The sequence below is a fragment of the Streptomyces niphimycinicus genome, assembly GCF_018883605.1.
Classification (GTDB): Bacteria; Actinomycetota; Actinomycetes; order Streptomycetales; family Streptomycetaceae; genus Streptomyces; species Streptomyces niphimycinicus.
The window spans coordinates 1-10,673 of the sequence record NZ_JAHLEM010000720.1 but is presented as its reverse complement, the minus strand read 5'-3'; the positions used below and the strand labels follow the sequence as shown (position 1 = coordinate 10,673).

At 72.4% G+C, this 10,673-nt stretch carries 10 protein-coding genes; 6 read left to right on the top strand and 4 right to left on the bottom strand.

The window, feature by feature from the left end:
- Both KN815_RS41105 and aroQ read left to right on the top strand, forming a co-directional pair.
- The coding region (locus KN815_RS41105) for a pectate lyase-like domain-containing protein (RefSeq protein ID WP_216346891.1) at nucleotides 1–1,731 on the top strand (1,731 nt) is incomplete at its 5' end.
- Nucleotides 1,732–1,808: 77 nt separating this feature from the next.
- On the top strand, nucleotides 1,809–2,282 hold the full coding sequence (gene aroQ, locus KN815_RS41100) for a type II 3-dehydroquinate dehydratase (RefSeq protein WP_216346890.1): 474 nt from the start codon (nucleotides 1,809–1,811) through the stop codon (nucleotides 2,280–2,282).
- Between the two features lie 90 nt (nucleotides 2,283–2,372).
- Here the strand turns inward: aroQ and KN815_RS41095 are convergent, their stop codons facing one another.
- Nucleotides 2,373–3,158: a DeoR/GlpR family DNA-binding transcription regulator gene (locus tag KN815_RS41095; protein ID WP_216346889.1), complete on the bottom strand. Its 786-nt coding sequence runs from the start codon at nucleotides 3,156–3,158 to the stop codon at nucleotides 2,373–2,375.
- Between the two features lie 127 nt (nucleotides 3,159–3,285).
- Here KN815_RS41095 and KN815_RS41090 point away from each other — a divergent pair, with 127 nt between their 5' ends.
- From KN815_RS41090 to KN815_RS41075, 4 genes are all read left to right on the top strand, one after another.
- Complete coding sequence (locus tag KN815_RS41090; RefSeq protein ID WP_216346888.1) at nucleotides 3,286–4,179, top strand: SIS domain-containing protein; 894 nt, start codon at nucleotides 3,286–3,288, stop codon at nucleotides 4,177–4,179.
- Nucleotides 4,180–4,248: 69 nt separating this feature from the next.
- The gene (locus KN815_RS41085) at nucleotides 4,249–5,088 is read left to right on the top strand and encodes a class II fructose-bisphosphate aldolase (RefSeq protein WP_216346887.1); all 840 of its coding nucleotides are present in this window, start codon (nucleotides 4,249–4,251) and stop codon (nucleotides 5,086–5,088) included.
- A gap of 146 nt (nucleotides 5,089–5,234) precedes the next feature.
- Nucleotides 5,235–5,936, top strand: a complete 702-nt coding sequence (locus tag KN815_RS41080; protein ID WP_216346886.1) for a glycoside hydrolase family 75 protein — start codon at nucleotides 5,235–5,237, stop codon at nucleotides 5,934–5,936.
- 173 nt (nucleotides 5,937–6,109) lie between these two features.
- Nucleotides 6,110–6,562, top strand: a complete 453-nt coding sequence (locus tag KN815_RS41075; RefSeq protein WP_216346885.1) for an STAS domain-containing protein — start codon at nucleotides 6,110–6,112, stop codon at nucleotides 6,560–6,562.
- Here KN815_RS41075 and KN815_RS41070 read toward each other — a convergent pair.
- From KN815_RS41070 to KN815_RS41060, 3 genes are all read right to left on the bottom strand, one after another.
- Complete coding sequence (locus KN815_RS41070) at nucleotides 6,461–7,462, bottom strand: sigma-70 family RNA polymerase sigma factor (protein WP_216346884.1); 1,002 nt, start codon at nucleotides 7,460–7,462, stop codon at nucleotides 6,461–6,463. The two genes, KN815_RS41075 and KN815_RS41070, sit on opposite strands and share 102 nt — an antisense overlap.
- A gap of 110 nt (nucleotides 7,463–7,572) precedes the next feature.
- Nucleotides 7,573–7,806, bottom strand: coding sequence for a DUF6296 family protein (locus KN815_RS41065; protein ID WP_014057012.1), 234 nt, complete (start codon nucleotides 7,804–7,806; stop codon nucleotides 7,573–7,575).
- A 92-nt stretch (nucleotides 7,807–7,898) separates the two neighbouring features.
- Nucleotides 7,899–10,673 (bottom strand): cation-translocating P-type ATPase (locus KN815_RS41060; RefSeq protein ID WP_216346883.1); only part of this gene is annotated, 2,775 nt, incomplete at its 5' end.

Here is a 10,673-nt window from a genome sequence, read left to right as displayed (position 1 = left end):
GCCGTCGCATCGGCCCCCGCCCTCGCCGGCCTGGCCACTCCCGCGTCGGCCGCCCCCGCGGGCCGGAGAAAGAGCCCGCGGGCGCTGCCGGGCGGCGGCGACCTCGGCCCGAACGTCATCGTCTTCGCCCCGTCCACGCCCGGTATCCAGGCCAAGCTGGACGAGGTGTTCAAGAAGCAGGAGTCGGCGCAGTTCGGCACCGGGCGCTACGCCCTGCTGTTCAAGCCCGGCTCCTACAGCGGGCTCAACGCCCAGATCGGCTTCTACACCTCCATCGCCGGGCTGGGGCTGTCCCCCGACGACACGACCATCAACGGCGACATCACGGTGGACGCCGGGTGGTTCAACGGCAATGCCACCCAGAACTTCTGGCGTTCGGCGGAGAACCTCGCGGTCGTCCCGGTCAACGGCACCAACCGCTGGGCGGTGGCGCAGGCGGCGCCCTTCCGGCGGATGCACGTGCGCGGCGGGCTCAACCTCTCCCCCAACGGCTACGGCTGGGCGAGCGGCGGCTATATCGCGGACAGCCGCATCGACGGCCAGGTCGGACCGTACTCCCAGCAGCAGTGGTACACCCGCGACAGCGCGATCGGAAGCTGGCTCAACGGCGTGTGGAACATGGTGTTCTCCGGGGTGGAGGGCGCGCCCGGGCAGAGCTTCCCGAACCCGCCGTACACCACGCTCGACACCACCCCCGTCTCCCGGGAGAAGCCGTTCCTGTACCTCAACGGCAGCGAGTACCGGGTCTTCCTGCCCGAGAAGCGGACCAACGCCCGCGGGGTCACCTGGGGCAATGGCACCCCCCGAGGCACCTCGCTGCCGTTGTCGCAGTTCTACGTGGCCAAGCCCGGCGTCACCGCGGCCACCCTCAACGAGGCGCTCGCCCAGGGGCTCCAACTGCTGCTCACCCCGGGGATCTACCACCTCGACCAGCCGATCCGGGTGAACCGGGCGAACACCGTCGTCCTCGGGCTCGGCTACGCCACGCTCATCCCCGACAACGGCGCCACCGCGCTGAAGGTCGCCGATGTGGACGGGGTGCGGCTGGCCGGTTTCCTCATCGACGCCGGACCGGTCAACTCCGCCACCCTCCTGGAGGTCGGCCCGGCGGGAGCCTCGGCCGACCACTCGGCCAACCCCACCACCGTCCAGGACGTGTTCATCCGCATCGGCGGCGCGGGCCCCGGCAAGGCCACCACCAGCATGGTGATCAACAGCCGTCACACCATCGTCGACCACACCTGGGTCTGGCGCGCCGACCACGGTGACGGGGTCGGCTGGGAGACCAACCGCGCCGACTACGGAGTCCGGGTCAACGGCGACGACGTCCTCGCCACGGGGCTGTTCGTGGAGCACTTCAACAAGTACGACGTGCAGTGGTTCGGGCAGCGGGGCCGCACCATCTTCTTCCAGAACGAGAAGGCGTACGACGCCCCGAACCAGGCGGCCATCCAGAACGGCTCCATCAAGGGCTACGCGGCCTACAAGGTGGCCGATTCGGTGACCACGCACGAGGGATGGGGGCTCGGCAGCTACTGCTACTACAACGTCGACCCGAGCATCGTGCAGCACCACGGCTTCGCCGCCCCGAACGCGTCGGGGGTGAAGTTCCACAATCTGCTGGTGGTCTCGCTCGGCGGTCAGGGCCAGTACGAGCGCGTCATCAACGACATAGGATCTCCCACATCGGGCACCTCCACCGTGCCGTCGACGGTGGTGTCATATCCCTGATCTACGATGCGTCGCGGGCCGGTGTCCCCGGTGAACCGCCCTCGATGTACCGACCGCCCAGGAAGGACCACCACGCCATGGCGAACACCCCCGTGCGCGACCGTTCCACGATCATGGTCCTGAACGGGCCGAATCTGAATCTCCTGGGCCGTCGGCAACCCGAGATCTACGGCACGGACACCCTGGCCGACATCGAGAAGCTGGTCGCCGTGACCGCCGCGCCGCACGGTCTGACGACCGACTGCCGGCAGAGCAACCACGAGGGGCAGCTCATCGACTGGATCCATGAGGCGCGAGAGCACCACGCGGCGGTCATCATCAACCCCGCGGGCTACTCCCACACCTCCGTCGCGCTGCGGGACGCCCTGGCGACCTGCGACGGTCTGCCGATCGTGGAGGTGCACATCTCCAACATCCACCAGCGGGAGACGTTCCGGCACCACTCCTATGTCTCGGCGCTGGCCAACGGAGTGATCGCCGGATGCGGTGTGCAGGGCTACGCGTTCGCCGTCGAGCGGGTGGCCGCCCTGCTGGCCGCGGCCAAGGCGTAGGCGCAGGCGTCCGGCGCTTCGGGCCGGTCGGCCACTTCGGGCCCGTCCGGCACTTCAGGACCGTACGGCACGTCAGGAGCATACGGCGCGTCAGGCCCTGATCACGCGGACACCGGCCTCGGTGTACGGAGCGACCAGCTCCGCATCGGCGCCGGTGTCCGTGATCAGCACATCGATATCCTCCAGCGCGCAGATCCGGGCGAACGCCCGGCGGCCCAGCTTGGAGCTGTCGGCCACGACCACCACCCGGGCCGCCCGCCCGGCCATGAGGTGGTTGATGCTGGCCTCCCCCTCATGGTGGGCGGTCGCGCCCTGGACCGTGTCCAGCGCGTCCACGCCGAGGATCGCCAGATCCAGCGACACCTGGCCCAGCACTCCGGTGGCCAGCGGCCCCATCAGCTCGAAGGACTGCGGACGGGCCACCCCGCCGGTGAGCACGATCTTGACCTGGGGTCGCACCGCCAGCTCACTGGCGATGTTCAGGGCGTTGGTGACGACCGTGACGGCCGGGCCGCCGCCCGGGGCGGACAGATCGCCGCGCAGGGAGATGGCGCGGGCGACCTCGGTGGTGGTCGTCCCGCCGTTGAGACCCACGATCGAGCCCGGTTCGGCCAGGCGGGCCGCGGCCGCGGCGATCCGCTGCTTCTCCGAGGCGCGCCGGGCGGTCTTGTAGCGCAGCGGAAGGTCGTACGAGAGGTTGTGCGCGACCGCACCGCCGCGGGTACGGGTCAGCATCTGCTGCTGAGCGAGCTCATCCAGGTCGCGCCTGATGGTCGCGGCGGACACCGCCAGCTCGGCGGCCGCCTCTTCCACATCGATTCTGCCGTCCCTGGTCAGCAGATCCAGCAGGGCGTTCCAGCGCTCGGGCCGTTTCACGTCGATCACCCTACCCCGCGCACATCGGCTCTGGACTTTCATGCGTGATCCTGCGCATTATCTGCCCATACGAAACAATTCCGCACATGAAAAGTGCTCGGATCATCCGTGCGACGAGGGGAGTCCCATGCGCCACACCGAGGCCGAGATCGCGAGCCAGCCCGACTGCTGGCGGCGCGCCATCGCCCTGGCCCGGGATCCGGAGGGGCCCGTGCGGGCGGCGCTGCCCAGGCCGGGTGAGCGGGTCGCCGTCGTCGGCTGCGGCACCTCGTGGTTCATCGCCCAGTCGTACGCGGCGCTGCGCGAGGCGGCGGGCCAGGGCGAGACGGACGCGTTCGCCGCGTCGGAGATGCCGGCCGGCCGCGCCTACGACCGGGTGGTGGCACTGTCCCGGTCCGGCACCACGACCGAGGTGCTGGAGCTGCTCGGCGCGGTGCGCGGCCGGGTGCCCACCACCGTCATCACGGCGGTCCCCGACTCCCCGGTCGTGGGCGCCGCGGACGCCGCGGTCGTACTCGACTTCGCCGATGAGCGCTCGGTGGTGCAGACCCGCTGGGCCACCACCGAACTCGCCCTGCTCCGGGCCCACTTGGGCGCGGATCTGGAGCACCTGGAGGCGGACGGCGAGGCGGCGCTCGCCGAGCCGCTGCCCGGGGCGCTCGTGGACGCCGGGCAGTTCACCTTCCTCGGGCGGGGCTGGACCTACGGGGTCGCCCAGGAGGCCGCGCTCAAGATGCGCGAGGCGGCGGGGGCGTGGACCGAGGCATATCCGGCCAAGGAATACCGGCACGGCCCGATCAGCGTGACCGGCCCGCGGAGCGTGGTGTGGTGGCTGGGCGAGGGGGCGTCGGATGTGGCGGACCAGGAGATCACCCGCACCGGCGGCCGGGTCGCCGGTTTCGGCCGCGACCCGCTGGCCGAACTGGTGGTGGTGCAGCGGCTCGCGGTCGCGATCGCGGCGACGCGCGGACTCAACCCCGACGAGCCGCGCCATCTCACCCGCTCGGTGATCCTCGGCTGAGCCGGGGCGGACGGAACGCACGAACACGGAACCCGAACGAACACGGAAGCAGGCGGAAGGAGCCGGTAGATGCCGCTGGTGGCCACCGGGGAGATCGTCGGGACGGCCGCACGCGCCGGACTCGGCGCGGGTGCGTTCAATGTCATCCAGATCGAGCACGCCCAGGCGATCGTGGCCGGGGCGGAGGCGGCGGGCGCGCCGGTGATCCTTCAGATCAGCGAGAACGCGGTGCGGTATCACGGGGCCCTCGCCGCCATCGGCCGGGCGACCGTGGAGGTGGCCCGCGCGGCGCGGGTGCCGGTGGCCGTGCATCTGGACCACGCCACCGGGCCGGAGCTGGTGCGGGAGGCGGTGGACCTCGGCTTCGGCTCGGTGATGTTCGACGCCTCGGCCCTGGAGTACGACGGCAATGTGGCGGCCACCGCCGAGGTGGCGGCCGGCTGCCATGCCCACGGGGTGTGGGTGGAGGCCGAGTTGGGCGAGGTGGGCGGCAAGGACGGGGTCCACGCACCGGGCGCCAGGACCGATCCGGCCGAGGCCGCCGCCTATGTGGCGGCGACGGGCGTGGACGCGCTCGCGGTCGCGGTGGGCACCTCGCACGCCATGGTCGTCAAGGCCGCGGTGGTGGATCTGCCGCTGGTCGCGGCGCTGCGCGCGGCCGTGCCCGTACCGCTGGTGCTGCACGGCTCCTCCGGGGTGCCCGAGGCGGATCTGACCCGGGCCGTGGAGGCGGGGCTGACGAAGGTGAACATCGCCACCCATCTGAATGTGGCCTTCACCCGGGCGATCCGCGACCATCTCGCGGGCCACCCCGAGTTGGTCGACCCCCGCCGCTATTTCGCGGCCGGGCGTGACGCGGTGGCGCGCGAGGTGACCCGGCTGCTGAAGCTGGTGCGGGCCACGCACTGAGAACCCCTGCCGGGGGGTGTTCCGAACGACGCCGATTCGCGCGGTATCACGCATGGGTTTTCCCGGGGCGGGCGTATTGACATGAGCTTATCAACTCGCCAGGATGCCGACGAGGTTAGGAAAGGTTCCTAACAAAGGGGTGTCCTATGCCCAAGCGTTTCGCTTTCGTACTCGCCGCGGCCGGACTGCTGGCCGGCTCCGTCACCGCCGGCGCCCACGCCACCACCCGGGGCCCCGCGCCGGCCCCCGCGTCCGCCAAGGAGGGCACGGTCACCGCGGCGCAACTGCTCGCCAAGGTGCAGGGCTGTTCACAGATATCCAGCGGCAAGTACCGCACCGATGACGAGACATCGGCCAACATCCCGGTCTGCGGTGCCAATGGGGCGGTCTTCTGGAAGGCCGACATGGACATCGACTGCGATGGCCAGGTGACCTCCCGGTGCAATGGGGACACCGACCCGTGGTTCCAGGACGACACCGCCTTCCACCAGTCGGACGGCAAGCCCCTCGTCGCCGACAAGCTGCCGTATGTCGTGGTGCCGAGCCCGAGTTCCACCTGGGACTACACCAAGTCCGGCATCAAGGGCGGCGGTGTGGTCGCGGTCATCTACAACAACAAGGTGGAGTACGCGGTGGTGGGCGACACCGGGCCGACGAAGATCATCGGTGAGGCGTCCTACGCCACGGCCAACGCGCTCGGCATCGACCCCAACCCGGAGACCGGCGGTGCCGAATCGGGGGTGACGTACATCGTCTTCAAGAACTCCTCCGTCTCCCCCATCGAGAACCACGACAAGGCCGTGTCGGTCGGCGACGGTCTGGCGAAGCAGTTCATCCAGAACAACTGACCCCGCCACCCCGGCGGCGAACGGACTGCGGTGCACGGCCCCTGACGGCTGTGCACCACAGTCGTGCGGGCGCGAGGCGGCGGCATCGCGGGGCGCGGCCGGAGGGGCGCGGCCGATGACTTTTCCTCAGCCGGGCGGTCTTCACCGGTGAACACCACGACAGGAGGTGGACGTTGGCCCGTCCCGAGCCCGAGAAGCCGCCCACGCCGCCCCCGGCCCCGCCGTCCCCGGCCGTGCTGATCCTGGGCCGGCCGGTCACCCGCGCCGAGGTGGAGCGGCTGTGCGAACGACTGTCCGCGCTGGCGCGCCGGGCCGGTCCCGGGCCGGTCACCGTGGACGTGGGCGGGGTGGGCCGGCCGGACCTGGCCGTGGTCGAGGCCCTGGCCCGGCTGCGGCTGACCGCCGGCCGACTGGGGCGCGGGCTCCAGCTCCGCAACGCCTGCGGTGAGCTACGGCGGCTGCTCACCTGGACGGGGCTGGACGAGGCCCTGACGACCCCCGCGGCGTCAGGGCACGCCCTGGCCTCAGGCCACGCCCTCGGGCTCGAGCTGGGCGGGGAGGCCGAACAGCGGGAAGAGGCGCTCGGTGTCCAGGAAGGAGTTGAGCCCGGTGATCCGGCCCCCTGATATCTCGAGGACCTGAAGCGCCCATGGCTCATGGCGGCCGTCGGGGCCGCTCGGACGGTACTGGCCGAAGGCGGGCAGGCCGTTGGCCACGGTAGGGACCAGCCGTGAGTCGCGGCAGCCGATGCCATGGCCCACCAGCCACTGGCGGATGTCCTCATGGCCGCGCAGCCACAGCTCGTACGGCGGCATGGAGAGCGTGGCGTCCTCGTGCAGCAGGGCGGTGAGGGAGTCCAGGTCATAGCGCTCGAAGGCGTCCACATAGCGGGCCAGCAGGGCGCGCTGCTCCTCGTCCAGCGGCTTGACCGGGTCAGAGTCGCTGATCTCGCTCGCGGCGAGGGTGGCCCGGGCGCGCTGCAAGGCGCTGTTGACGGACGCGACGGTGGTGCCCAGCAGCTCGGCGACCTCGCTCGCCTTCCACGCCAGCACCTCGCGCAGGATCAGCACCGCCCGCTGGCGGGGCGCCAGATGCTGAAGGGCGGCGATGAACGCCAGCCGCACCGCGTCCCGCTGGGCCGCCACCTCGGCGGGGTCTCCCCCGGCCGGCAGCACCTGGCCGTCCGGGACCGGCCCGATCCAGGTGGCCTCCGGCTGCTCGGCGAGCGCGGCCGGGAACGGGGTGGCCGCGGAGGTCAGATCCATGGGCCGGGCCCGGCGCTTGCTCCCGTTGAGCATGTCCAGGCAGACATTGGTGGCGATGCGGTAGAGCCAGGACCGCAGCGCGGAGCGGCCCTCGAAGCGGTCCAGGCCCCGCCAGGCGCGCACCATGGTCTCCTGGACGGCGTCCTCGGCCTCGAAGGCCGAGCCCAGCATCCGATAGCAGTAACCGGTCAACTGCGTGCGGTACGGCTCCAACTGGAGCTCCACACCGGTCGCGCCGTCCACCGCCGCCACATCACTCATCGCCGCACCTCATCGCTCTTCGGACTCCCATGGGGCAAACGTAGCGGGCACCACTGACAACGGCGCCGACCTGCGAAGACGACAGACGCATCGGTCACCGGACGGGTGATTCAGGACACCGGGCGGGCACTGACCGCGGCGGCGTGCACCTGATGGCCGCCGCTGGCGATCATCCGCACCTCGTCACGGTCGCTGATCTCCGCCCGCACGATGCCGGTGTCGTCCGCGTACACGGGGTGCCCGCCCGGACCACTGCTGTCCGTACGGTGCACCACCACGACATCCTCGGTCCCGGGGACGGTCGCATCCACGAAGATCAGCTCATACCGCTCTCGGCTCCGCATCACACCCTCCTCCGCACCGATCCGCCCCCGTCATCTCAAACCGGGACATACAACACTATCGCCCGTGCCGGGTGGCGCAAGAGGTTCGGTGGTCAGCGCGATGCGGCGGGCACCTCCGCCCCGTCGGCGGCGTCCGCGCCCTCCGCCGTACCCTCCGCCTGATCCGCCTGATCCGCCTGATCCGCTTCGAGGGGCGTCCTCTCCAGCCGCATCAGCGGCGCCAGGAGGGGGCCGACCAGGGTGGCCGCGGTGATGGACCCCAGGGTGATGGCCCAGGCGACCGGGCCGAGCGGGGTGCAGTCGAAGAACTGGCTGACGCCCGGGGTCTGGATGATGGCGGCGAGCACCGCGGCGGAGCCCAGCCCGGCGACCAGCACATGCCGGTCCAGGCCGCCCGTGGTCAGGGTCTGCGCGAGCTGGGTGCCGACCAGCGCGGCGAGCGCCACCGTACCGGCCCGGCGGCCTCTGCCGGTGACCCGGGCACCGGTCCAGGCCAGTCCGGCCCCGGCGGCCGTGATGACGCCCCGCAGCAGCATCTCCTTGGTCAGCGCCGCGCCCAGGGAGCGGCTGGGGCCCTCCTTGAGCAGCCGTTCGCCGGTGTGCCCGGTCGGCTCGCGCACCGCGATGGCGAGCGCGGGCGCGAGGTCGGTCAGCAGGTTGACCAGCATGATCTGACGGGCACTCAGGGGGGTGGCGCCGGTCAGGGCGGAGGTGACCACGCTGAAGGTGACCTCGCCGAAGTTGCCGCCGATGAGGATGGCGAGGGCCGCGCGCACCGAGGCCCACATGGCGCGCCCCTCCATCAGGGCCGAGACGATCGTCTCCAGGCGGTCGTCGGTGACGACCAGGTCCGCCGCCGCGGTCGCGGCCGGGGTGCCGCGCCGCCCCAGGGCGATCCCGACGTCCGCGAGCCGGATCGCGGGGGCGTCGTTGGCGCCGTCCCCGGTCATCGCCACCACCCGGCCGAGGCGCTGATACGCCTGGACGATGCGGACCTTGTGGTGCGGGCTGCACCGGGCGATCACGTCCACCGTCGGCAGCAGCTCGTCCAGCTCCGCGTCGTCCATCTCGTCCAGCTCCGGACCGGTGCACACCTTCGGTTCGGGGAGATCCATGATGGGCGCCGCGATGGCATCCGCGGTGGCGGGGTGGTCGCCGGTGAGCATCATGGTCTGCACACCCGACTCGCGCAGCCGCGCGAGGGCGGGGCCGGCGCTGGTGCGCACGGGGTCGGCGATGGCGATGAAGCCGAGGAAGTCCAGGTCCCGTACGGCCTCGTCGGACAGCTCCTCGCCCTCCCGCATCCGCCGCTCGGCCACCGCCAGCACCCGGCGCCCGGCGCCGGCCAGCTCCTCCGCGGTCTCGCCCAGCTTCCTGATGCCCTCCGCGTCCAGTTCGGTGGCATGGCCGGTGCCCGGGGCGCGCCGCCGGGCGACCCGGTCCAGGACGCCCTCGGGCGCGCCCTTCACACTGAGCAGCGGACCGTGCACGGTGCGCCCGGTGGTGGCATGGTAGGCGCGGGAGGGTTCGAAGGGCAGCGCGTCGGTACGGCGCCAGCGGGGCGCTCCGCGCCGCACCCCGACCCCGGCCCGACGCGCCCCGACGCTCACCGCGCGGTCGGTCTGGTGGGCCATGGGCTCGGACTGGCGGGCCGGCGGGGTCGCGCGCAGGGCGGCGGCGAGCACCGCCTTACGGGGCGCGTCGAGCCGGTCGGCGGGGAGCGGGCCGCCGCTGTCGCTGACGGCCGCGAGCTGGAGGTTGCCCTCGGTGAGGGTTCCGGTCTTGTCGAAGCACAGCACGTCGGCGCGGCCGAGCGCCTCGATGGTGCGGGGGTTGCGGACCAGGGCGCCGAGGTCGGCCAGCCGGCGGGCGGCGGCCAACTGGGCCGCGTTGACCAGGAACGGAAGCCCTTCGGGGACGGACGCGACGGCCAGGTTGACGGCGGAGGCGAGGTTCTCGGTGAGCGGGAGGCCGTGCAGCAGTCCGGCACCGGCGACCGCGGCGGCGGACCCGAGCGCGATGGGCACGCTGGACCGGGTGAGCGAGGTCAGCCGCGCCTCGACACCGGTGACGGGGGCGGCCTGGCGGGCGGTGGCCAGGCTCCGGCCGACCTCGGTGGCCGGTCCGGTGGCCACGACGACGGCCACGGCGCGCCCCGCGGAGACGGTGGTGCCCTCGTAGAGCATCGACCGGCGCTGGGTGATGTGCGCGCCGACGACCGGCGCCGGATCCTTGCTCACCGGCAGCGATTCGCCGGTCAGCGAGGACTCGTCGACCTCGAGCCCCTCGCCCTCCAGCAGCCGGCAGTCGGCGGGCACCACGTCCTCGGGGCCCAGCATGACGATGTCGCCGGGGACGAGGTCCCCGGCGGTCACGAGGCGTTCGGTGCCGCCCCGGCGGACCCGGGCGCCGATCGCGGAGCGGGCGAACAGCTCGGACAGCGCCCGCTCGGTTCTGACCCGCTGGAATCCGCCGACGAGGGCGGAGATGCCGGTGATGGCGGCCACCAGTGCGGCGTCGGTGCGCGAGCCCACGGCGGCGGCCAGGGCGGCCCCGGCGGCGAGGACCGGGGTCAGGGGGTTGGCCAGTTCCTCGATGAACGCGGCGGGCAGGGTGGTGCGGGTGGGCTCGCCGCGGCGCGGCCCCAGCGCGGTGCGGGCGGTCGCCTCCTCCGGGGTGAGGCCGTCATGATCGGCGTCCAGGCGCTCCAGCACCCGGGGGATGGGCATCAGATGCCAGGGGGTGGTGGTCACCGGCGGGTCCATGGGGCGGGCGAGGAGCTGGCGTGCCCGCCAGTGGCCCAGGGTGAAGGCCAGGGTCCCCGCGGTGGTGCCCGCCGCCGCGGCGCGGGCGGTGGCCTGGTCGGG

Coding starts and splice junctions, on each gene's coding strand:
- KN815_RS41085 (WP_216346887.1), top strand. CDS start 4,249: ATGCCGCTGGTGGCCACCGGGGAGATCGTCGGGACGGCCGCACGCGCC.
- KN815_RS41065 (WP_014057012.1), bottom strand. CDS start 7,806: ATGCGGAGCCGAGAGCGGTATGAGCTGATCTTCGTGGATGCGACCGTC.
- aroQ (WP_216346890.1), top strand. CDS start 1,809: ATGGCGAACACCCCCGTGCGCGACCGTTCCACGATCATGGTCCTGAAC.
- KN815_RS41080 (WP_216346886.1), top strand. CDS start 5,235: ATGCCCAAGCGTTTCGCTTTCGTACTCGCCGCGGCCGGACTGCTGGCC.
- KN815_RS41070 (WP_216346884.1), bottom strand. CDS start 7,462: ATGAGTGATGTGGCGGCGGTGGACGGCGCGACCGGTGTGGAGCTCCAG.
- KN815_RS41090 (WP_216346888.1), top strand. CDS start 3,286: ATGCGCCACACCGAGGCCGAGATCGCGAGCCAGCCCGACTGCTGGCGG.